We start from the raw sequence: 21,211 nt of genomic DNA on the forward strand, positions 1-21,211 counted from the left end.
ATGGCCAGCCAAGACATCATTGCCCGCTCGGCCACCACGACCGTGCCGCCGTCGGTGAGGAATCAGGAGGCGGTCGCCAAGCTGATCGACACCACCAAATGCATCGGCTGCAAAGCCTGCCAGGTCGCCTGCTCGGAATGGAACGAGCTGCGCGATGAGGTCGGCCACAACCACGGCACCTACGACAACCCGCAAGACCTCAGCGCGGAAACCTGGACGTTGATGCGCTTCACCGAGCACGAAACCGATGCGGGCAATCTCGAATGGCTGATCCGCAAGGACGGCTGCATGCACTGCGCCGAGCCCGGTTGTCTGGCGGCGTGCCCGAGCCCCGGCGCGATCATCAAGCACGCCAACGGCATCGTCGATTTCGATCAGGATCACTGCATCGGTTGCGGCTACTGCATCACCGGTTGCCCGTTCAACATTCCGCGCATTTCGCAGAAGGATCACAAGGCCTACAAATGCACTTTGTGTTCGGATCGCGTGGCTGTGGGGCTGGAACCGGCCTGCGTGAAAACCTGTCCGACCGGCGCCATCGTCTTCGGCACCAAGGAAGACATGAAGGAACACGCCGCCGAACGCATCGTCGACCTGAAAAGCCGTGGCTTCGAAAACGCCGGTCTGTATGACCCGGCAGGCGTTGGCGGCACGCATGTGATGTACGTGCTGCACCATGCCGACACGCCGAAAATCTATGCCGGTTTACCGCAGGACCCGGCGATCAGTCCGTTGGTAGGATTGTGGAAAGGCATCAGCAAACCGCTGGGCCTGCTGGCCATGGGCGCGGCGGTATTGGCCGGGTTCTTCCATTACGTACGTATCGGACCCAATCGCGTCGAGGAGGATGAACATCCGGCGCCGCCCGACACCTCGGTGCACGTTGTCGACCCGGCAGTGCACACCTTCGATCCACGCGGGGAGGAGCGGCCATGAGCAACAAGACGATCCTGCGTTACACCGCCAACCAGCGCACCAATCACTGGCTGGTGGCGATCCTGTTTTTCATGGCCGGGCTGTCCGGGCTGGCGTTGTTTCATCCGTCGCTGTTCTGGCTGAGCAACCTGTTCGGCGGCGGGCCGTGGACGCGGATTCTGCATCCGTTCATGGGAATCGCGATGTTTGTGTTGTTCCTCGGTCTGGTGTTCCGTTTCTGGCGCGCGAACTTCTTTATCGACAACGACTGGAAGTGGATGCGCCGCATCGATCGGGTGCTGGTCAATGATGAAGAAAGCGTGCCGCCGGTGGGTAAATACAACGCCGGGCAGAAGCTGCTGTTCTGGACTTTACTGCTGTGCATGCTCGGTTTGCTGTTTACCGGGCTGGTAATCTGGCGCGCGTATTTCAGTGCGTATTTCGGCATCACCGTGATTCGCTGGGCGATGCTCCTGCATGCGCTGGCCGGGTTCATTCTGGTGCTGAGCATCATCATTCACATCTACGCGGGCCTGTGGATCAAGGGTTCGGTGGACGCGATGATGCATGGCTGGGTCAGCCGCGCCTGGGCGAAGAAACACCATGAACTCTGGTATCGCGAGATCACCCGCGATGAGCGTCAACCGGACGTGCCGGAGCGACCGATCACCAAAAAGGGCTGACTTTTGCCAACCATTCTGGAACCTGGGGAAATCGAAGCGGCGGCGAGTTCGCCGCCGTTTCTGCATCTGCCGCCGCCTAACCTGTTTGCGCTGCGGGCTGCTCGACTGGAGCAACTGGCCGAGGGGCATGTGCTGGCTGAGTATCTGCGGCTGATTGCCGGGTTGTGCCGGGTGCAGCAGCAGGTATTCGATGATCCGCCGCTTGTGGCGCCTTTTGATCAGCAACGGATCGAGGCTTGTCAGCAGCATGGTTTGCCGCCGTTTGCGGCTGACACGCTGGTGCGTGAAGAGGGCTGGCAGGCTTATCTCGATGCTTTGTTGAAACGCTATCAGCCGGGTGAACAGCCTGCTGTGGTTGAGGCGGTCGACACCTTGCGTGGCGTCAGCTTCGGCCAGTTACGTGCATGGGCCGTGGCGTTGGTCAGTGGTCAGTATTCGATGGTGTCGGCGGCGTTGGTGCCGTTTCTAGGCGCCGCGCTGCAAGTGGCGTGGAGTCACTGGCTGCTTAGCACGCCGCATCTGCAACTCAAACCCGGCGACAGTCTCAGCCAATGTCCGGCCTGTGGTTCACCGGCCATGGCCGGGGTGATTCGCCATCGCGGCAAGCACAACGGTTTGCGTTATCTGGTGTGTTCGTTGTGTGCCTGCGAATGGCATGTGGTGCGGGTCAAGTGCGTGTATTGCGAGTCGAGTAAGGGTCTGGATTATTTCAGCCTTGAGGATGATCGCCACGCGGCTAATCAGGCGCCGATAAGGGCGGAGGTCTGTCCGGGCTGTAACAGCTATCTGAAACTGGTTTATCTGGAAAACGATGCCGATGCGGAGGCGTTGTCGGCTGATTTGAGCAGTCTGCTTCTGGACATGCGCTTGGCGCAGGACGGTTATCAGCGTCTGGCGCCGAATCTGTTGCTGGCGCCGGGAGACGAGTGACCGCAACGTCTACACTCTCGCCGAACGATCTGTTTCCAGGAGTGGCTGATGTCCCTGCGGTTACCTTCCATTGATGGTTTGTTGCGTCACCCGGCATGCGTGCCTTTGCTTGAGCGTCACGGCCGTGAGTCGCTGCTGGCGAGTCTGCGTCAATTGCTGGATGAACTGCGTTCAAGCGTATTGACCGGGCAGTTATCAGCCGTCGAAATCAGCCCTGAAGTGCTCGCCGGCCGCGTTGGTGAACGCCTGGCCCAGCAACAACGCAGCAACGTACGCCGGGTGTTCAACCTCACCGGCACCGTCCTGCACACCAATCTGGGCCGCGCCTTGTTGCCGGACGAAGCCATCGATGCCGTGCAAATGGCTGCGCGTTATCCGCTCAATCTGGAATTCGATCTGGCCAGTGGCAAACGCGGCGATCGCGATGACCTGATCGAGGGCCTGATCCGCGAACTGACCGGCGCCGAAGCCGTCACCGTGGTCAACAACAATGCCGCCGCCGTGCTGCTGACGCTCAATAGTCTGGGGGCGCGCAAGGAAGGCATCATCTCCCGTGGCGAGCTGATCGAAATCGGCGGCGCCTTCCGCATCCCCGACATCATGGCCCGCGCCGGTGTGCGTCTGCATGAGGTCGGCACGACCAATCGCACCCATGCTCGCGACTATGAAGCAGCGATCAGCCCGCGCAGCGGTTTGATCATGCGTGTGCATGCGAGCAACTACAGCATCGAAGGTTTTACCGCTCGGGTGCCGACCGCTGAGCTGGCCGAGTTGGCGCATCGGCATGGCTTGCCGTTGCTGGAAGATCTGGGCAGTGGCAGTCTGCTCGACCTCACCCGCTGGGGATTGCCGTCGGAACCGACGGTGCGTCAGGCGCTGCTGGATGGCGCGGACATCGTCACCTTCAGCGGCGACAAACTACTCGGTGGCCCGCAGGCGGGATTGATCGTCGGGCGCAAAGAACTGATCGAGAAGATCAAGAAAAATCCGCTGAAACGTGCGCTGCGGGTGGACAAGCTGACTTTGGCGGCGCTGGAAGCGGTGCTGGGGTTGTATCGCGATCCGGATCGCCTCGCAGAACGTCTGCCGAGTCTGCGTTTGCTGACCCGTCCGCAGACTGACATCTTCGCCCAGGCTTCAGGGTTGCAGCCGGCGCTGTCTGAAGTCTTGGGCTCGCTGTGGCAGGTCATTGCAGTAGAGGCCTTGGGCATGATCGGCAGCGGCAGCCAACCGGTGGCGCGTTTGCCGAGTGCGGCGCTGTGTTGTCGCCCGCAAGTCTCCAAGCGCTTGCGCGGGCGTTGCCTGTTGAATCTGGAAGCGGCGTTGCGGGCCTTGCCGATTCCGGTGCTCGGGCGGATTGACGACGATGCGCTGTGGCTGGATCTGCGCCAGCTCGACGATGAGCCGGCGTGGCTCAGGCAATTGCCGCAGTTGCAGGTCGATTCATGATTGTCGGCACGGCGGGGCACATCGACCACGGCAAGACGTCGCTGCTGCAAGCCCTGACCGGACAAACCGGCGACCGCCGCCCGCAGGAACGCGAACGCGGGATGACCATCGACCTCGGTTATCTGTATGCCGAACTGGAACCCAGCGCGGGGCTGACCGGGTTTATCGACGTCCCCGGCCACGAGAAATTCACCCACAACATGCTCGCCGGCGCCCAAGGCATTGATCTGGTGTTGCTGGTGGTCGCGGCGGACGACGGTGTGATGCCGCAAACCCGCGAGCATCTGGCGATTGTTGAATTGCTCGGCATCCCCCGCGCGTTGGTGGCGATTACCAAGAGCGACCGGGTCGAAGCGGGCAGGGTGGAAGAAGTGCAGCGTCAGGTGCTCGATCTGCTTGCCCCTGGGCCGTTTGTCGAGGCGCCGATTTTTACGGTATCGAGTGTGAGCGGGAAGGGCGTTGATGAATTGCGCGCGGCGCTGATGCAGATGCAAAACGAGGTGCAGGCGCGCAGTTTTGAGGGCGGTTTTCGTTTGGCGATTGATCGGGCGTTCAGCGTCGCGGGTGCGGGGATTGTGGTCACGGGCACAGCGTTGTCGGGCACGGTTGCGGTTGGCGACAAACTGGTTATGGCGCCTTCCGGAAAAACCGTGCGAGTGCGCGGCCTGCATGCGCAGAATCAGCCCGCGGAGCAAGCCGTCGCCGGCCAGCGGGTGGCGTTGAACCTGAGCGGCGAACGCCTCGAACTGGCGCAGATCCATCGCGGCCAGTGGCTGCTGAACGAGTGGCTGCACGCGCCGACGCAACGGGTCGACATCGACTTTCATCTATTGCCCGGCGAGCGCCCCTTCGAACACTTTCACCCGGTGCATGTGCATCTCGGCACGCAAGATGTGATTGCACGGGTGGCGTTGCTCGAAGGCCCACGGTTGAGTCCCGGCGAGCGCATGTTCGCGCAACTGTTGATCAATGCGCCGGTGCACGCGGTGAAGGGCGATCGCCTGATCCTGCGCGCCCAAAGCGCACAACGCACTTTGGGCGGCGGCCAGGTTCTCGACCCGTTCGCCCCGGCGCGACAACGCCGCAGCCCCGAACGTCTGGCACAACTGCAAGCCTTGGCTAGCAGTGACAGCCTCGAGCAAGCCTTGCCGGTGTTGCTCAATCACAGTGCCGGCGGCCTCGATCCGCAGCGGCTGGAACGCCAGTTCAATCGCCCACGCGCGTCCTGGTCGTTAGCGGAAAACGTGCGCCTGATCGATACCCGCCAAGGCCCGCTGCTGTTCAATGTGCAGCGCTGGGCACAACTGAAGTTCACCCTGCTGGAGCAACTGGCGCAGTTCCATGAACTGGAGCCCGACCAGATGGGCCCCGATCGCGATCGCCTGCGGCGCTTCAGTGGGTTGGCGCTGGAACGTTCGACGTTTGTCAGTTTGCTGGATGAATTGCTCACCGCCGGATCGATCCAGGCAAGCGGTCCGTGGCTGCACCTGCCGGATCATCAGGTGCGCTTGAATGCTGAGGACGAAGCCCTCTGGCAGCAACTGCAACCGCTGTTCGAAAACGCCGGATTCGACCCGCCGTGGGTGCGCGACATAGCGAAAATGCTTGGCCAGGACGATGCGGTCGTGCGCCTGCTGCTGCGCAAACTGGCGCGGCTCGGGCTGATGCATCAAGTGGTACGCGATTTGTTTTTGAGCGACGTGCGACTGCGCCAAATGGCCGAAGTGCTGCTCAACCTCGCCAAGGAAAATCCGCAGATACAGGTGACATCCTTTCGCGATGCGCTAGGCTTGGGTCGCAAACGCTGCATTCAGTACCTCGAATACTTCGATCGCGTCGGCTTGACCAGGCGCATAGGCGAATCCCGCCAGATCCGCCCCGACAACGCGCTGGCCAACGCCTGCGCACAATGAGTTCAAGGAAGGCAATCGCGCCCGGTGGCGCGGCCGGGCTTCAAACCCGGTTGGGGACGGCATCCGTTCCCGGGCAGGTTCGACTCCGGCTGCCTTCCGCCAGTTTTCCCTCCGGATCGCCCCCGCTACTGCGGCAACTCCAGATTATCCATCACCCGATTCACCGCCAGCTCGCCGAGCATGATCAATTGCGCGATCCCAACAGCGTCCTGCGCTGCGACGCGGGTATGAGGTGGGCAAAGTCATGGGCGATGGTTCTGGCTGAGGCGAGGGTTTCGCTGGCGTCGGCCAGCAGTTCCTCGTTTTTGAAGTCGGCGGTAACGGCGTACATCCGGTGGGCTCTACGGGGCGGTGGGGTGGAGCCGGGTGGGCAGAGGTAGTGATCGAGGGCGCGGTCGGCGGCTTCGTGGAGCTTTTTTGAATCGAGGGATTCGTAGGGCGAGGCGAGGTCGATTTCGGGTGGGTTTGGCGTTGGTTTGATCATCGGTAAAGCCTCTAGAGTAATGAAGCTGCCACCGTTCGCTGCTAACGAAGGAGGTGGCGGCTGTACGCGGGTTAGCAGACCAGGACTCTAGAACCCGGCGCACCGAAGTGCCCCACGCAAAGCCGCCATAACGGCAACGGGCTTTATGCGTCTAGAGAAAAACCCGGGCTGCTAAACCCGATCACTGACAATCAGCGACCGACCCACAATAGAACCCGCCCTCAAGGCGCACAAGCCGGCGGATTCTGGCGTAGCTGTAGGCAATGGCGCAAGAATTTGTAGCCTTGAAGGCGTGTCTGGAGGTGTCTTTTAAACACTTCAGTTTAAAAGGCGAAAAGTCGGGCGAAGATCTGAAGGGAAAGGTGGTCTGTCCCTGATAACGCTTCAAAAAGCAAAGGATCCACCGTATCCAGCGAATCCGGAAAAAATCGCCCTGACAATGCACTGCCCACCCTGAGTATGGCGATCAGTCCTTCGCTAGCGGTAGACAAGAAAAAGGGGCCGCTCAGGGCCCCTTCGGTGTTACTGCTCCGCCGCGTCCGCGACAGTGGCATCGGGCTTTTTCGGCTTCATCAAACTGAAGTCGATCAGCGCGCGCTGTTCGGTCTGGTACGGGTCGCCGATCAGCAATGGCCGCGCCTTGAAGCTGTTGCTGACCAGGCTCTTGCTGCGGTCGAGTTCATCGAAACTCAAACCGGCCAGATCCGCCCAGGTGTGGATCAGGTGCGAGCTGCTGTACGGGCGATCCAGATCACCGGCGAAGTTCCAGTCGTGGCTGGCTTTCCACTTCGGTGAGGCCCAGGCCATGAACGGGATGGTGTACATCGGCGCGGTCGGTTTGTTTTCGTTGCGGCCCAAGGTCTTGTGGCCCACCGAGTCGAACACGTCTTCACCGTGGTCGGAGAGGTACAACAGGAAACCGTTCGGATCGGATTTGGCGTAGTCCTTGATCAGGCTCGAAACGACAAAGTCGTTGTACAGCACGGCGTTGTCGTAGCTGTTGTAGGTCGGCACCTGGTCGTCGCGCACGCCGGGTGGCACGCCGTTGCGGTCCTGAAACTTGTCGAACGTCGGCGGGTAGCGGTACTGGTAGCTCATGTGCGTGCCGAGCAAATGCACAACGATCAGCTTGCGCGGTGCCGCGTCAGCCAGCGCCTTGTTGAACGGCTCGATGACGTCGCCGTCGTATTGCGCGGCGTTCTGGTTGCGGTTGTTGTTCAGGTACACCTGCTCGTCGGCCTGCTCGGAGAAGGTCGTGAGCATGGTGTTGCGCTTGGTCATGGTCTGCTGGTTGGTGATCCAGAAGGTCTTGTAACCGGCCTGTTTCATCATGCTGACCAGCGACGGCGTCGACAGGTACAGATCCGGGCTTTCCTCATCAGCAAAGGTCAGAACCTGCTGCAGGGCCTCGATGGTGTACGGGCGAGGGGTGACGACGTTGTCGAACACCGCCAGTTGATCCTTGAGCTTGTCCAGTTCCGGCGTGGTATTGCGCTGATAGCCGTAGAGGCTCATGCGCTGACGGTTGGTCGACTCACCGATCACCAGCACCAGAGTCTTCGGCTGATCGGCCGAGGCGTCCTGAAGGTTCTTCAGCGGCGGGATCTTGCTCACGTTGTGCAGCATGCCCTGCATATCAGCGAGGGTGTCCAGATAACGGTGATAAGCCACAGCCATCTGCCATGGCACTGCAGGCTCGATGCGGGTTTCGAATTTTTCGAAGCCTTGCGCGAAGGTGCCCATGCGCAGCGTTTGTTTGACCAGCGGGTAACCGACTACAGCGATCACGATCGCGGTTGCGGCCACCAGCGCACGCCCTCGGGGCATGTACACCGGGCGCAGGCGTGTCCACAGGAAATAGGCGAACACGGTATGGGCGAGGAACGCCGGCACCATCCACCAGGCAAAGTACTGGGTCATGTACTCGCCAGCTTCAGAGATGTTCGACTCGAACATGATGAAGATGACGCTTTGCGAGAATTCCTGCTGATAGATGAAGAAATAACCCAGACTGGCCATCGAGCAGGCCCACAGCACCACGCCGATCACGGCGGCAAGAACTTTGGTGCGTTTGGGAAAGAGCAGCATGGGCGCCAGCCACAGCGCGCTCATGAAGAATGCTTGACGGAAGCCGCTGAAACCGGAGGTGCCGGTCAGCTGGATCAGCAGTTGGGTGATACCCGAGAAGTACCAGAAGAATACGAACAGCCAGAGAAAACCGGCCCAGTCGAAACCTGTCGCAGTCGTTTTGCTGCGTTTGAACAATGCCATTCGGCGCTCCAGCTCACTCGTTACAACCACCGCCGGAACATCCATGAAACCGACGAACGGAGGCCGTACACGCAGGTACGGCCAGAATGGGGCGGAGTATTACGAAGAGAATGTGAAAAGTTTGTGAGTTGCCGCTTTCCGGCTTTCGCCAGGCGGGCAGCGGTGCATCATGTCGGGAACAGCGGCGGCCGTTCCCGAATCAGGCGGGGGATCAGGCGTGGGGATGACGCTGAACGACCGGCAAAGGTTGCGGTTGCGCACCTTGGGTCAAGAGGCGCAGCTGCGCCAGCTCCTGCTTCAACTGGTCGCGTTCGTCTTTCAACTGGCGCAATTCATCGCGACGGATTGTCACGTACAGGGTTTGTGGCGGCATTGCTGTGTGTACTGTGCCCATTGCTCACCTCGCAAATGGCGTGCATCAACTGTAAGGCGCCCCGGCTCTGGGGCGCTGACTTACTATCGGCGCCGATTTTGATTTCTTTTGCCTGTGAATGGAACTTTTTTATTTTTCATGGTCGGTGTGTCTTCTGCATGATTCGGGGCGTTATCAGTCTGGATCGGGCACAATGCCCGGAAACTTCATCGCAACGCTCTGGACTAACCTCCATCAGTCGCGTTGGGCTATAACCAATGACACACATTTATTTGTAGTAAGGAGCATCAGCACATGCAACTCGGGATTATTGGACTGGGCCGCATGGGCGGCAATATTGCGCGACGTCTGATGCTCAACGGTCACACCACCGTTGTTTACGACCGCAATACCGCTTTCATCGATAACCTGGTCGCCGAGGGCTCCACCGGCGTCGCCGACTTGCCGGCACTGGTTGCCGGCCTGGCCAAGCCGCGTGCGGTCTGGGTCATGCTGCCGGCCGGCGCGCCAACTGAAGACACCATCAACACCCTGAGCACTTTGCTTGAAGCTGGCGATACCATCATCGACGGCGGCAACACCAACTATAAGGATGATATCCGCCGGGCCAAAGCCCTGGCCGAGAAAGGCCTGCACTACATCGATGTCGGCACCTCCGGCGGCGTCTGGGGCCTGGAGCGCGGCTATTGCATGATGATCGGCGGCGACGCCGAAACCGTGCAGCGCCTCGACCCGCTGTTCGCCGCGCTCGCGCCGGGCATGGGTGACATCCCGCGCACCAAGGATCGCAAGTCCGACGACCATCGCGCTGAGCATGGCTACATTCACGCAGGTCCCGCCGGTGCCGGTCACTTTGTGAAGATGATTCACAACGGCATCGAGTACGGCATGATGGCCGCGTTCGCCGAAGGCTTCGACATCCTCAAGACCAAGTCCAGCGAGCGCCTGCCGGAAGATCAGCGTTTTGATCTGAACGTGGCCGATATCGCTGAAGTGTGGCGCCGCGGCAGCGTGGTGTCGTCGTGGTTGCTCGATCTGACGGCTGATGCGCTGGCCAGCGATCCGAAGCTCGACGGCTTCTCCGGCTCGGTTGCCGACAGCGGCGAAGGTCAATGGACCATCGAAGCGGCCATGGAACAAGCGGTGCCAGTGCCGGTGCTGTCGAACTCGCTGTTCTCGCGCTACCGTTCGCGCGGTCAGGGCACCTTTGGCGACAAGATTCTTTCGGCCCAACGCTTCGGCTTCGGCGGCCACGTGGAGACACCGAAGAAATGACCCATACGATCCGCAGAAAATCCAAGGCAGAACCCGCACCACCGACCACGCTGTTTTTGTTCGGTGCCCACGGCGACCTGGTCAAGCGCTTGCTGATGCCAGCGCTGTACAACCTCAGTCGCGACGGCTTGCTTGACGAAAATCTGCGGATCGTTGGCGTTGACCACAACGCCATCACCGATGAGGCCTTCGCGCAAAAGCTCGAAGACTTCATCCGTACCGAAGTCGCGGCGAAGGTCGGCAAGGGCGATCAGATGCTTGATCCGGCCTTGTGGGCCAAGCTCGCCAAAGGTATCAGCTACGTTCAGGGCGACTTTCTGGACGACAGCACCTATTCAGCCCTGGCGGCGAAAATCGCCGACAGCGGCACCGGCAATGCGGTGTTCTACCTGGCCACCGCGCCGCGTTTCTTCAGTGAAGTCGTGCGCCGACTGGGCGCCGCGAAACTGCTCGAAGAAACCCCCGAAGCGTTCAGAAGGGTGGTGATCGAGAAGCCGTTCGGCTCCGATCTGCAAACCGCTGAAGCGTTGAACGCCTGTTTGCTCAAGGTGATGTCCGAGAAGCAGATCTATCGGATCGACCATTATCTGGGCAAGGAAACCGTGCAGAACATTCTGGTCAGCCGGTTCTCCAACAGCCTGTTCGAAGCGTTCTGGAACAATCACTACATCGACCACGTGCAGATCACCGCCGCTGAAACCGTCGGTGTCGAAACCCGTGGCAGTTTTTACGAGCACACCGGCGCACTGCGTGACATGGTGCCCAATCACCTGTTCCAGTTGCTCGCCATGGTGGCGATGGAACCGCCGGCGGCGTTTGGCGCCGACGCGGTTCGCGGTGAGAAGGCCAAGGTGGTTGGCGCGATTCGTCCCTGGACCACTGAAGAGGCGCGAGCGAATTCGGTTCGTGGCCAATACAGCGCAGGCGAAGCCGGCGGCAAGCCTCTGAGCGGTTATCGCCAGGAGGCCAACGTCGCGCCGGACAGCAGCACTGAAACCTACGTCGCCCTGAAGGTGATGATCGACAATTGGCGTTGGGTCGGCGTGCCGTTCTACCTGCGCACCGGCAAGCGCATGAGCGTGCGCGACACCGAGATCGTCATCTGCTTCAAACCGGCGCCGTACGCGCAGTTCCGTGACACCGAAGTCGATGAATTGCAGCCGACGTACCTGCGTATTCAGATCCAGCCGAACGAAGGCATGTGGTTCGACTTGCTGGCCAAGCGGCCGGGGCCGGCGTTGAACATGGCCAACATCGAGTTGGGTTTTGCTTATAAAGACTTTTTCGAGATGCAGCCGTCGACCGGTTACGAAACCCTGATCTACGACTGCCTGACCGGCGATCAGACGCTGTTCCAGCGCGCCGACAACATCGAGAACGGCTGGCGTGCGGTGCAACCGTTCCTCGACGCCTGGCAACAGGACGCGAGCGTGCAGACCTATGCCGCCGGTGAAGACGGCCCGCAGGCCGCCGAAGACCTGTTGACTCGCGATGGCCGCGTCTGGCATGGCCTCGGATGAGTGACGTGCCGAAACAACCTGTCCGTTTTCTGCTCAGCGACATGGACGGCACACTGTTGCTGCCCGATCACACGCTGAGTCAACGCACGATTGACGCCGTGCGTTCGCTGCGTGAGGCGGGCGTGTTGTTCAGTCTTGCCACCGGCCGGCCGCCGAAAGCCATGTTGCAGCAGATTGAAGCCTTGGGTGTTGATCTGCCGACGGCGGCGTTTAACGGTGGCACCATCGTTAACCCGGATGGCAGTTTGCTGGTCGCGCATTACTTGCCGGCCACCACGGCGTTGATTGCGCTGGCGACGTTCGCCGATCAACCGGATGTTGAAATCTGGGTATTCAGCGGCGGCGACTGGCTGCTCAAGGATCCACATGGGCCGATGGTGCCGCGCGAGCAGCATGGCCTCGGCTATCCGCCGGTGGTGGTCGAAAGTTTCGAACCGTATCTGGAGCGGATCGACAAGATTGTCGCCACCAGTAACAACACCGAACTGTTGATCGAACTGGAGGCGCGCTTGCTGCCGAAGGTCAACGGCATGGCGCAAGTCTCGCGCTCGCAACCGGTGTATCTGGATGTGACCGCGCTGGAAGCCAACAAAGGCACGGCGCTGGCGACCTTGGCCGAGCACTTGGGGGTGCCGCTGGAACAGACGGCGGCCATTGGTGATGGCGGCAATGACCCCGCCATGTTCCATTGCGCCGGACTGTCGATTGCCATGGGCCAGGCGGAAGAGGCGGTGAAGCGTCAGGCCGACGTCGTCACCGCGCCGAACACCGAAGACGGCGTGGCCCAGGCCATCGAAAAATACATCCTGCCACGCTGAACACGTACAAAACCCAATGTGGGAGCGAGCTTGCTCGCGAAAACGGTATGTCATTCAACGAATCTGTTGTCTGACACACCCTCTTCGCGAGCAGGCTCGCTCCCACAGGTTTATTCAGTGCTGGTCAGAGCCAGTAGCTGACTGCATACCAGCCCAGCAGGCCCATCACGAAGGTGTACGGCAACGCCATCCACACCATCCGCCCATAAGACAAACGTACCAGCGGTGCAATCGCCGAGGTCAGCAGGAACAGGAACGCAGCCTGACCATTCGGCGTCGCCACGCTCGGCAGGTTAGTCCCTGTGTTGATCGCAATCGCCAATGTCTCGAAATGCTCACGGCTCATGTGCCCGGCGAGGAACGCCTGCTTCACTTCGGTAATGTAGATCGTTGCGACAAACACGTTGTCACTGATCGCCGACAGCAAACCGTTGGCAATAAACAACATGCCCGGTTGTTGTTCGACCGGCAGGGCCAGCACCCACTGGATCAACGGTGCGAACAGCTGTTGATCGTGAATCACCGCGACCACCGCAAAAAACACCACCAGCAACGCGGTGAACGGCATGGCGTCCTTGAATGCGCTGCCCAGACGATGTTCGTCGGTGATGCCGGTAAACGCGGTAATCAAAACAATCACCATCAAACCAATCAGGCCGACTTCAGCGATGTGAAAGGCCAGACAGCCGATCAGGATCAATGCCGCCGCGCCTTGCACCAGCAGCGCAGCGCGTTGGCGAGCTGTGCGTTCGGCGTTGTCTTCGGCGGCGTAGTTGGCCAGCACGGCGCGAACATTGTCCGGTAGCAGGGTGCCGTAGCCGAACCAGCGCAACTTCTCCAGCAACACGCAGGTGACCAGACCCGCCGCCAGCACTGGCAACGAAACCGGTGCGACTTTCTGGAAGAACTCACCGAAATGCCAACCCATTTCATGGCCGATCAGCAGGTTCTGCGGCTCGCCCACCAGTGTGCAGACGCCGCCCAATGCCGTACCGACCGCACCGTGCATCAGCAGGCTGCGCAGGAAGGCGCGGAATTGTTCCAGATCGTCGTGGTGCAGTTTCGGCAGGTTGTGGTCGTCAGCAAATTCGCTGTCCTGGCGCGGATCGTTGCCGGACGCGACACGGTGATAAACGGAATAGAAACCGACCGCCGCACTGATGATCACAGCGGTCACCGTCAACGCATCGAGAAAGGCCGACAGGAATGCGGAAAGAAAGCAGAACATCAACGCCAGGACTGCTTTTGACCGCACGCCCAACAGCAGGCGCGAGAACAGAAACAGCAGCAGGTCCTTCATGAAATAAATGCCGGCCACCATAAACATCAGCAGCAGGATCACCGGAAAGTTGTGTACCAACTCATCGTAAAGGGCTTGCGGCGTGGTCATCTTCAGCAGCAGCGCTTCGATCAATAACAGGCCACCGGGCATCAACGGATAGCACTTTAGCGCCATCGCCAGGGTGAAGATGAATTCGATGACCAGCAACCAGCCGGCCGCGACCGGGCCAACGGTGAACAGCACCAGCGCATTGAGGATCAGAAAACCGACGATGGTCGCCTTGTACCAGCGTGGCGAGTGCCCGAGAAAATTGTGCGCGAACGCCTGGGCCATTGAACCGGACATCGGATGCTCCTTGTTTTATTGAAGCGCGCAAATTGCCGGATGTGCGGTCCAAGTTCAAGGTGTAACTGGGTTTGACGTGCATATCACAAGGAAAAGGAGATGCCTCGCGGAAAACTGGGATAACAAAACCCCAACGAGTGATCGCTCGCTGGGGTTTCAGCTGCTTATATAGGAAGGGCTTATGAAAGCCACGAAACAACTCTTATTGTCCAAGGCTGTGAGAGTCGCCCCAGATCGGATCTGAGCCTTAAGATATGAGTCTGGTCTACATCCAAATACCCTACTTCTGCAGAATAGACACCATTTTTGTCTGCGGTGAAAGGCACCAGATCGCGTTCATTATTGACAACCCAGCCTGTTTCGCCGGGAGTTGCCGTGCCAACCAATTTTATTGTTCTATCGGTCGTGGGCTCGTGACTGCCGATCAGTTGAAAATTGTGCTGACCTACAACAAATTGGATATTTAGCGGCGTTGGCTGGTTGATCAGCAAGCGCCAAGGTGTCGATTCTTCTCCACCTGGCTTTCGCGCGGTGAACACATGTGGGCCTGTCGCCAGTTGCGCGACGGGGGCGCTCCAAGCCCCATCTGCGCCCACATTGATTGTCTGCACTACGATGCCTTCGTGCAAAAGTTCCACCGTCTCATTGGCGACACCCCTGCCGAAAAATGTCAAATCGTTATGCAGAGTACTCCCCTTGTTTGCGATGGTGTGTCTATCGGGATCCTTCACATAACTTATCGATCCCTCCCATTCGCGCCCCACCGTGACAGGCCAGGTCGCGGACTCTTGGCCATCGGATGCTTTTAAGGAGAAATCATAAATGGCCACCTGCTGACTAAGCAGTTTGACACTCAATTGACCCTCCGCATTGACCTTGGCGCGAGGATAAACCAGAAAAATACCAGCCATGATGTCCGCATACTGATCAGGCGAGGCCGAGCCCGTTATCGTCAAATCGGCATTTAGAGTGGTTGCACCGTGAGCGATAAGTTCACCTTTACCATTGGTGATGGAATTGATTGAAGGAGTAATCTGCTTAGTGCTATCCGAGGATGCGAACTGCGAATTTTTCTCGGAAAATTTCGTTTGATCGTTCATATCAATATTCCTTTTTCGGGATTGGCGCACAGCGATCTGTGCGTATCGCAATCTGATGCCCGATCAAGGTTGAGGTCTACTGTCAGAAATTACAGGTACAAGCCCATTCCCGACGAATGGTTAATCGCGCCGGCTTACCGATTCAGATACCGCGCCACCATCGCCCGATAGTTACCATCCAGCGAATAACCGCCCACGAGAATGGCGTCATCGGCCTGCACGGCCAGTGAATTGGCCGTGTCCAGACTTCGGCCCAGCCGCGTGCGCAACCAGCCTTTACCGTCGCCAAAACTGTGATCCAGGGCGCCATCACTCAAGTAACGGGCGACGATAAAATCCGCTTCGATTCCACCAATGGTTGCACCGACGGCGATGATGCGGCCGTCCGCCATGCGCTGGGCGGCGCTCCATTGGCAGCCGCTGGGGCCGATTTCCAGGAGGTGTGGCTGGCCGCCATGGTTGTGCAGATTGGGGCGGCCATTGGTGTGCGGGCTGAATGCCATGCAACGGATCGGGTCGCGGCTGCTGCCGAAACAGTGCAACGCGTCGGCGGACTCAAGGACCTGACTGACCAGAGCGCTGTTGCCGTGCGCCTTGAAGGCCATGAAACCGTCCACGGCGAAGCGCTCATCGAGGCGCCCGTCGGGCAGATAGCGCGCCAACAGACCTTCCTGCGGAAAGTCGATGGAACCTGCCACCACGATGCGCCCGTCCTGTTGCACCAGCAGGCTGCTCAGCCAGGTGTTGAGCAGCAAGTGGCGAATCATCACAAAACCGCGGCCATTAAAGGTTTCATCCAGGCTGCCATCGGGTTTGAGGCGAATCAGCATGCCGGCATGATCGGCGAGTTCGAAGTGATGATTGGCAATCAGCAGAATATGGCCATCGTCCTGGACCACAAAGTCGCAGGCTTCGGCACCCGGTACGCCCGGCGGCAGCCAGGAATCACGGCTGCCCATGGACAGATCGCCGGGCAGGCGCACCACCTGACGACCGTTGTCACCGAAACTCAGGTCCGGCTTGCCCTGTGCATCGAACAAGGCCAGCGCCGGCAGGGTGCGATGAGCGTTTTCATAATGCAGGCCGGCGAGCAGGATGCGCCCATCGGGCAGTACCTGAACTTTGCCGGCCGTGGCTTCGAAACCTGGCGCAAAGGTATCGATCACGCTGCCTTGATCGCCAAAGGCCAGATCGGCTGAGCCATCGGCGAGCATTCGCGCCAGTCCGAACCGGCTGCCGGCAGCAACGCCGACTTTCGCCGCGACGAGGATCCGTCCCTGTGCATCGAGGGCGATATCCTCGGTCAGGCTGGACAGACTGCCAGCGAAATACACTTGGGCGATGCCGGTGGTGGCGAATGTTTTATCGAGTTGGCCGGCAGACGTCGATAACGCCGGCAGCGCAAAAGTGTTCAGAGTGGACATGCACGCATCTCCTTGCGAGTTGACCCGTACCGGGAGCCGGGCGGGTAACTGCATGAGCGAAACATTCAATCCCTGAACCGGGAGAAGTACAACTGTAAGAACTAACAGGTGGAGGGTCGCACTGTGCCAGAACAGTGTCTTTTTGAACCAATAGCAAGCCGGCCAAGCAGTTAAGCCTGAATAACTTGCAAATAGTGGTACAAAATACGAGGCGTTAAAAAGATTACAACTAACAGAGTAGGGCGGATGACCTGAACGTCATCCGCATCGCCCGGTTGTTAGTGTGGCATCGACCAGGATTGCAGGCTGTAACCTTCTTCGCTGAGTTCAGCGCGAGCCTGCTGCAGCAGTTGCTCGAGTTGCGCTGGATCGGAGTAGGCGCTGCTTGGGATCTGTTTGCGACCGATACTGTTATTGGTCCGGTCGATCACGGTCAGGCTCAGTTCGCCATTGCCGTCTTGTGGCGCCCAGGCCACGCACTGGAAAGGTTTGAACGCGTGGTTGGCAATCAAAAGAGCTTCGTTGATACGGAGCGGGGCGGTCATGGGGTTTTCTCTCTGTCGTGCCCAATCAAGTGATGTGCCGTCGGTTGGGCTTACCGTTCGGCTGGTACTTGTACTGATGCACCGAACCCGCAGGCAGGTCACACATGAAACAAAGAAATTTCAACTTTCTTTCATGGCATTGCCTTACAGACAGGTTTTTGAAAGCTCCCTGAAAGCTAAATACTGGAATTAGTCGATAGCTCACTAACAACTTCCGTTCTTATAACGCATTTGCTTGTACACCTATAAGCAATCGATACAAGGCCCTGTCAAAATCTTGCTAATGTTACAGTCGGGTCTGCCAAATGACTGTTTTTACAATCATTTCTAATAATTTGGCGCCAAGGAACAGTCATGAGCGAAGCGCCTGCGTTACGACGTTTACTGGTGGTCGATCCGTGCGACGATTGCCACCGCTTATTGCCCGGATTACGCGCCGTGGGGTGGGATGTCGACAGCTGTACCTTGGAAAACGCCAGCGATCGAAGTTGTGATGTCGGTTTGTTGCGATTGCAGCCGTTCCACCTCGAACGTCCCGAAGCCGTCAAAGAACTGATCAGTCGCAGTGGCACCGAATGGATCGCTGTGCTCAATCAGGAGGTCCTGCGTTTACAAAATGTCGGTGACTTCGTCTGTGAATGGTTTTTCGATTTTCACACCTTGCCGTTCGACGTTTCGCGGGTGCAGGTTACGCTCGGCCGGGCGTTCGGTATGGCGCGTTTGCGCGGGCAGGGCACGATTCACGTGGATCAGCCCGAACATGAACTGCTTGGCGACAGCAAACCGATCCGCGAACTGCGCAAATTACTCAGCAAACTGGCACCCACCGAATCGCCGGTTCTGATTCGCGGTGAAAGCGGTACCGGTAAAGAACTGGTCGCGCGCACGCTGCACCGGCAATCCCAGCGTCACAGCAAACCGTTTGTGGCGATCAATTGTGGGGCGATTCCCGAGCATTTGATTCAATCCGAGCTGTTCGGACACGAAAAGGGCGCCTTTACCGGCGCGCATCAACGCAAGGTCGGGCGCATCGAAGCGGCCAATGGCGGTACGCTGTTTCTCGATGAAATCGGTGATCTGCCGCTGGAGTTGCAAGCCAATCTGCTGCGCTTCCTGCAAGAAAGGCACATTGAACGCGTCGGCGGCAGCCAGCCGATCCCGGTGGATGTGCGCGTTCTGGCGGCAACTCACGTCGATCTTGAAGCCGCCATCGAAAAGAAGCGTTTTCGTGAGGATCTGTATTACCGGCTCAACGTGTTGCAAGTGGTCACCGCGCCTTTGCGTGAGCGCCACGGCGACCTCTCAATGCTGGCCAACCATTTTTCCCACTTCTACAGCCACGAAACCGGTCGACGCCCGCGCAGTTTCAGCGAAGATGCGCTGATTGCCATGGGCAAACATGACTGGCCGGGCAACGTCCGTGAGCTGGCCAACCGTGTGCGGCGCGGGCTGGTGTTGGCCGAAGGCCGGCAGATCGAGGCCCGAGACCTGGGGCTGATCAGCCAGCACTCGATCGCTACCCCCATGGGCACGCTGGAAGATTACAAAACCCGCGCCGAACGCCAGGCACTGTGTGATGTGTTGAACCGGCACAGCGACAATCTCAGTGTTGCGGCCAAGGTCCTTGGCGTGTCCCGGCCGACATTTTACCGTTTGCTGCACAAGCACCAGATTCGATAGATACCTGAAGATCAAAAGATCGCAACCTGCGGCAGCTCCTACAGGGATTACATGAATCCGATGTAGGAGCTGCCGAAGGCTGCGATCTTTTGCTTTTGCCTAGAAGTAGTACGGGAATTTCAGGCTGAAGGAAAAGTCCGGGGCATCGTCGGTCATGCCGATGGACAGGTTGGGCACGATGGTCAGGTTGTCGGTGGCCGCAATGGTCATGCCGACGTTGAAGTAACCGGCGTTGGCGTCACTGGACACCACCGATTCCCAATCGCCGCCATCCTGTTTCAGCTTGCTCTTGCGTTGCACCAGATCAGACACCGAGAACGACATACTCATCTTCTCGTTCAGCGCAAACGCAATACCGGCGCCAATCTGGAAGCTGTCGCCAATGCGTACTTTGCCAGGCGTTTTCTGGTTGACGGTCGAACTGATGTCGTCGAACGATTCCTCCAGGTTGTGGGTGTAGGACAAGCTGCCGAACAGCACCGCCGGGTCAAACGTCTTGACCAGCGAGATACCCGGGGTGACCGACCAGACGCCGTTGCCGGTGGGCAGGGTGTCAGGCACGAACAGGTTGGAGTTGGCGTCGGTCTGGCGCAGCTTGATGCCGAATGGATCCTTGCCGGTTGGCGCCTTGACCCGCAAGGTCACGACTGCATCCGGCGTGTTGACCGATTCATCCATGAACTTGTAGGCGATACCGAAGTTGACGTCGCCAATGGTCGGGTCGCGGTCGACGTCCTGTTCGGTCGTGACGTTAGACGCGCCGCCGTTGCCACCGCCGGACTGATAGGTCGAATCACGGTAGACCACGGGCACGTTCAGGTCGAACTGCCAGCGGTTGTCAAAGTTGTAGCGACCCGTAAGGTCAAGGGTCCAGGTATCGGCCTTGATCCGGTCAAGGTTGATGTTGCCGAGAAAGATCGAGTCGAGTGCCAGGAAGCCGTTGAGAATCAACTGACGGGTGTCATAGCGCGAGTAGGTGACACCGGTTTCGAAGCTGAATTTGCCACCGCCGAAGAAACCACTGGCTTCGTCGTACAGGTTGGACACACTCTGTGCCGGTTGCGAATCATCTGCCAGCGATTGACCGTAAGAAGCCCCACTGCCTCCGGCTGCGCCCCCCGACGCTGCTGCGGCCCCGGTACCGGTGGCCACTTTTGGATTGCCTTTGAGATCCGACGGCGACTTGGCCAACCGTTTCGGTTGCGGCGCCGCCGGTTGATCTTCGACCTGGCGAACCCGTTGTTCGAGTACCGCCAGGGCTTTTTGTTGTACTTCGTATCGTTGCTTCAGCTCCAGAAGCTCTTGTTTCAGGACTTCTACATCGGCGTCCGGTGCCGCGTGCAGCATGGCTGCAGGTAGAAGAGTGCTCAAACAAACAGCGGCACGCAGTGATACTGATCGATACATGAATAAGCCGTCCCTTTAAGCCCAATGATCGAGACTCAGCGTAGTTCAATATCCAATAGTGCGTAGTGCCCTGAGTTGAGTCAGGTTGCAGTCCAGTGCGCCGGCGCTCATGCCGTTATTGTTCAGGACGACGTTGAGTTGAGTCATGTTATTGACCACGTTGGCACTGCCCAGCAGGCGCGTGTTCTGCAGCAAACCGCCCTGGGCGACCTGTTGCAGGGCGGTGCCCTGATTGCCTGCGGCCTGAATGGCCATTTGTACGCCGCCACCGGTGGCCGAAACCGCCACGCTGCCAGCAGCATTGCTACCTCCGATGGTTTGCCCGGCCATCAGCGCCTGCCCTTGAGCGGGCACCAGCGCGGGCGCCTGATTGGCTTCCGAAACGTTGATGGCGACATTGTTGTAGGCGGTGTTGCTGTCGCCAGCGGCACGCACGCTCTGCGTCACGCCCTGGCTGCTGTCGAGGCCGGCGCCACCGGTGATCGTGCCGTTACCCGTTGAGAGGGTGCTGCCGTTGCCGTGTTCCTTGATCGTTTGCACATAGAATTCGGGTTTTATCGATGCTGCCTGAAGTTGCATCGAGGTCGACGCCCCGATCAGATCGCCACTGGCGTTGCGCCAGGTACTGCTCATGACAATGCCGAAGCTGATGATCCGCCCCGGCATGACATAACGACCACGTAGTTCGGACAACTCCTTGTCCTGTATCTCGATAGGTTTGAATCCTGCATTGGCATAGCCTGACGCACTCGCTGCCAGGCAGGCGGCGGCCAGCCAGTATGAGGTTTTCATTTGCT

The 21,211-nt window shown here is 59.1% G+C and carries 17 protein-coding genes, 1 tRNA gene and 1 pseudogene; 10 read left to right on the top strand and 9 right to left on the bottom strand.

Annotated elements, in window-relative coordinates; translation table 11 throughout:
- From fdxH to ACZ0A4_RS08565, 6 genes are all read left to right on the top strand, one after another.
- Positions 1-936, top strand: a complete 936-nt coding sequence (gene fdxH / locus ACZ0A4_RS08540) for a formate dehydrogenase subunit beta (RefSeq protein WP_463574077.1) — start codon at positions 1-3, stop codon at positions 934-936.
- A complete protein-coding gene (locus ACZ0A4_RS08545; RefSeq protein ID WP_463574078.1) occupies positions 933-1,598 on the top strand; it encodes a formate dehydrogenase subunit gamma in 666 nt (221 codons plus the stop codon). Before fdxH ends, ACZ0A4_RS08545 begins: the two co-directional genes overlap by 4 nt.
- Positions 1,599-1,601: 3 nt before the next feature.
- On the top strand, positions 1,602-2,528 hold the full coding sequence (fdhE, locus tag ACZ0A4_RS08550; RefSeq protein WP_463574079.1) for a formate dehydrogenase accessory protein FdhE: 927 nt from the start codon (positions 1,602-1,604) through the stop codon (positions 2,526-2,528).
- Between the two features lie 45 nt (positions 2,529-2,573).
- On the top strand, positions 2,574-3,977 hold the full coding sequence (gene selA, locus ACZ0A4_RS08555) for an L-seryl-tRNA(Sec) selenium transferase (RefSeq protein WP_463577512.1): 1,404 nt from the start codon (positions 2,574-2,576) through the stop codon (positions 3,975-3,977).
- Entirely contained in the window at positions 3,974-5,890 is a 1,917-nt protein-coding gene (gene selB / locus ACZ0A4_RS08560) for a selenocysteine-specific translation elongation factor (RefSeq protein WP_463577514.1), read from the top strand. Before selA ends, selB begins: the two co-directional genes overlap by 4 nt.
- 6 nt (positions 5,891-5,896) lie before the next feature.
- Positions 5,897-5,992 (top strand) — tRNA-Sec (locus ACZ0A4_RS08565).
- Positions 5,993-6,015: 23 nt separating this feature from the next.
- Here the strand turns inward: ACZ0A4_RS08565 and ACZ0A4_RS08570 are convergent.
- The 3 genes and pseudogenes from ACZ0A4_RS08570 to ACZ0A4_RS08580 all read right to left on the bottom strand — a co-directional run bounded on the left by ACZ0A4_RS08570 (position 6,016) and on the right by ACZ0A4_RS08580 (position 9,039).
- Positions 6,016-6,374 (bottom strand): annotated as a pseudogene (locus tag ACZ0A4_RS08570) (DUF6124 family protein).
- Between the two features lie 522 nt (positions 6,375-6,896).
- Complete coding sequence (locus ACZ0A4_RS08575) at positions 6,897-8,645, bottom strand: phosphoethanolamine transferase CptA (RefSeq protein WP_463574080.1); 1,749 nt, start codon at positions 8,643-8,645, stop codon at positions 6,897-6,899.
- A 211-nt stretch (positions 8,646-8,856) separates the two neighbouring features.
- The gene (locus tag ACZ0A4_RS08580; protein ID WP_016983768.1) at positions 8,857-9,039 is read right to left on the bottom strand and encodes a DUF6026 family protein; all 183 of its coding nucleotides are present in this window, start codon (positions 9,037-9,039) and stop codon (positions 8,857-8,859) included.
- Between the two features lie 273 nt (positions 9,040-9,312).
- Here ACZ0A4_RS08580 and gnd point away from each other — a divergent pair, with 273 nt between their 5' ends.
- The 3 genes from gnd to ACZ0A4_RS08595 are packed head-to-tail and all read left to right on the top strand — an operon-like array spanning position 9,313 to position 12,631.
- The gene (gene gnd / locus ACZ0A4_RS08585; RefSeq protein ID WP_122609492.1) at positions 9,313-10,293 is read left to right on the top strand and encodes a phosphogluconate dehydrogenase (NAD(+)-dependent, decarboxylating); all 981 of its coding nucleotides are present in this window, start codon (positions 9,313-9,315) and stop codon (positions 10,291-10,293) included.
- Positions 10,290-11,813, top strand: coding sequence for a glucose-6-phosphate dehydrogenase (gene zwf, locus ACZ0A4_RS08590; protein WP_463574081.1), 1,524 nt, complete (start codon positions 10,290-10,292; stop codon positions 11,811-11,813). The genes gnd and zwf overlap by 4 nt, the downstream gene beginning before the upstream one ends.
- Positions 11,810-12,631 (top strand): HAD family hydrolase, encoded by an 822-nt coding sequence (locus ACZ0A4_RS08595; protein ID WP_463574082.1) that lies wholly within the window; start codon positions 11,810-11,812, stop codon positions 12,629-12,631. Before zwf ends, ACZ0A4_RS08595 begins: the two co-directional genes overlap by 4 nt.
- A gap of 124 nt (positions 12,632-12,755) precedes the next feature.
- Here ACZ0A4_RS08595 and nhaB read toward each other — a convergent pair whose 3' ends face one another.
- The 4 genes from nhaB to ACZ0A4_RS08615 all read right to left on the bottom strand — a co-directional run bounded on the left by nhaB (position 12,756) and on the right by ACZ0A4_RS08615 (position 17,327).
- A complete protein-coding gene (gene nhaB, locus ACZ0A4_RS08600; protein WP_463574084.1) occupies positions 12,756-14,258 on the bottom strand; it encodes a sodium/proton antiporter NhaB in 1,503 nt (500 codons plus the stop codon).
- Positions 14,259-14,437: 179 nt separating this feature from the next.
- Positions 14,438-15,358, bottom strand: coding sequence for a hypothetical protein (locus ACZ0A4_RS08605; protein WP_463574085.1), 921 nt, complete (start codon positions 15,356-15,358; stop codon positions 14,438-14,440).
- 134 nt (positions 15,359-15,492) lie between these two features.
- The gene (locus ACZ0A4_RS08610; RefSeq protein WP_463574086.1) at positions 15,493-16,782 is read right to left on the bottom strand and encodes a hypothetical protein; all 1,290 of its coding nucleotides are present in this window, start codon (positions 16,780-16,782) and stop codon (positions 15,493-15,495) included.
- A gap of 278 nt (positions 16,783-17,060) precedes the next feature.
- Positions 17,061-17,327: a hypothetical protein gene (locus tag ACZ0A4_RS08615; protein WP_463574087.1), complete on the bottom strand. Its 267-nt coding sequence runs from the start codon at positions 17,325-17,327 to the stop codon at positions 17,061-17,063.
- A 354-nt stretch (positions 17,328-17,681) separates the two neighbouring features.
- On the opposite strand from ACZ0A4_RS08615, the gene ACZ0A4_RS08620 reads away from it, so the two are divergent.
- Positions 17,682-19,007, top strand: coding sequence for a sigma-54 dependent transcriptional regulator (locus tag ACZ0A4_RS08620; RefSeq protein ID WP_463574088.1), 1,326 nt, complete (start codon positions 17,682-17,684; stop codon positions 19,005-19,007).
- 99 nt (positions 19,008-19,106) lie between these two features.
- On the opposite strand, the gene ACZ0A4_RS08625 is transcribed toward ACZ0A4_RS08620, so the two are convergent.
- The gene (locus ACZ0A4_RS08625) at positions 19,107-20,414 is read right to left on the bottom strand and encodes a transporter (RefSeq protein ID WP_141125606.1); all 1,308 of its coding nucleotides are present in this window, start codon (positions 20,412-20,414) and stop codon (positions 19,107-19,109) included.
- 45 nt (positions 20,415-20,459) lie between these two features.
- On the bottom strand, positions 20,460-21,206 hold the full coding sequence (locus ACZ0A4_RS08630; RefSeq protein WP_141125607.1) for a hypothetical protein: 747 nt from the start codon (positions 21,204-21,206) through the stop codon (positions 20,460-20,462).
- Between the last annotated feature and the right edge of the window lie 5 nt (positions 21,207-21,211).

This window comes from Pseudomonas sp. AC172, assembly GCF_979258595.1.

Coding starts and splice junctions, on each gene's coding strand:
- fdxH (WP_463574077.1), top strand. CDS start 1: ATGGCCAGCCAAGACATCATTGCCCGCTCGGCCACCACGACCGTGCCG.
- ACZ0A4_RS08545 (WP_463574078.1), top strand. CDS start 933: ATGAGCAACAAGACGATCCTGCGTTACACCGCCAACCAGCGCACCAAT.
- selB (WP_463577514.1), top strand. CDS start 3,974: ATGATTGTCGGCACGGCGGGGCACATCGACCACGGCAAGACGTCGCTG.
- ACZ0A4_RS08575 (WP_463574080.1), bottom strand. CDS start 8,645: ATGGCATTGTTCAAACGCAGCAAAACGACTGCGACAGGTTTCGACTGG.
- ACZ0A4_RS08580 (WP_016983768.1), bottom strand. CDS start 9,039: ATGGGCACAGTACACACAGCAATGCCGCCACAAACCCTGTACGTGACA.
- gnd (WP_122609492.1), top strand. CDS start 9,313: ATGCAACTCGGGATTATTGGACTGGGCCGCATGGGCGGCAATATTGCG.
- zwf (WP_463574081.1), top strand. CDS start 10,290: ATGACCCATACGATCCGCAGAAAATCCAAGGCAGAACCCGCACCACCG.
- ACZ0A4_RS08595 (WP_463574082.1), top strand. CDS start 11,810: ATGAGTGACGTGCCGAAACAACCTGTCCGTTTTCTGCTCAGCGACATG.
- nhaB (WP_463574084.1), bottom strand. CDS start 14,258: ATGTCCGGTTCAATGGCCCAGGCGTTCGCGCACAATTTTCTCGGGCAC.
- ACZ0A4_RS08605 (WP_463574085.1), bottom strand. CDS start 15,358: ATGAACGATCAAACGAAATTTTCCGAGAAAAATTCGCAGTTCGCATCC.
- ACZ0A4_RS08610 (WP_463574086.1), bottom strand. CDS start 16,782: ATGTCCACTCTGAACACTTTTGCGCTGCCGGCGTTATCGACGTCTGCC.
- ACZ0A4_RS08615 (WP_463574087.1), bottom strand. CDS start 17,327: ATGACCGCCCCGCTCCGTATCAACGAAGCTCTTTTGATTGCCAACCAC.
- ACZ0A4_RS08620 (WP_463574088.1), top strand. CDS start 17,682: ATGAGCGAAGCGCCTGCGTTACGACGTTTACTGGTGGTCGATCCGTGC.
- ACZ0A4_RS08625 (WP_141125606.1), bottom strand. CDS start 20,414: ATGTATCGATCAGTATCACTGCGTGCCGCTGTTTGTTTGAGCACTCTT.
- ACZ0A4_RS08630 (WP_141125607.1), bottom strand. CDS start 21,206: ATGAAAACCTCATACTGGCTGGCCGCCGCCTGCCTGGCAGCGAGTGCG.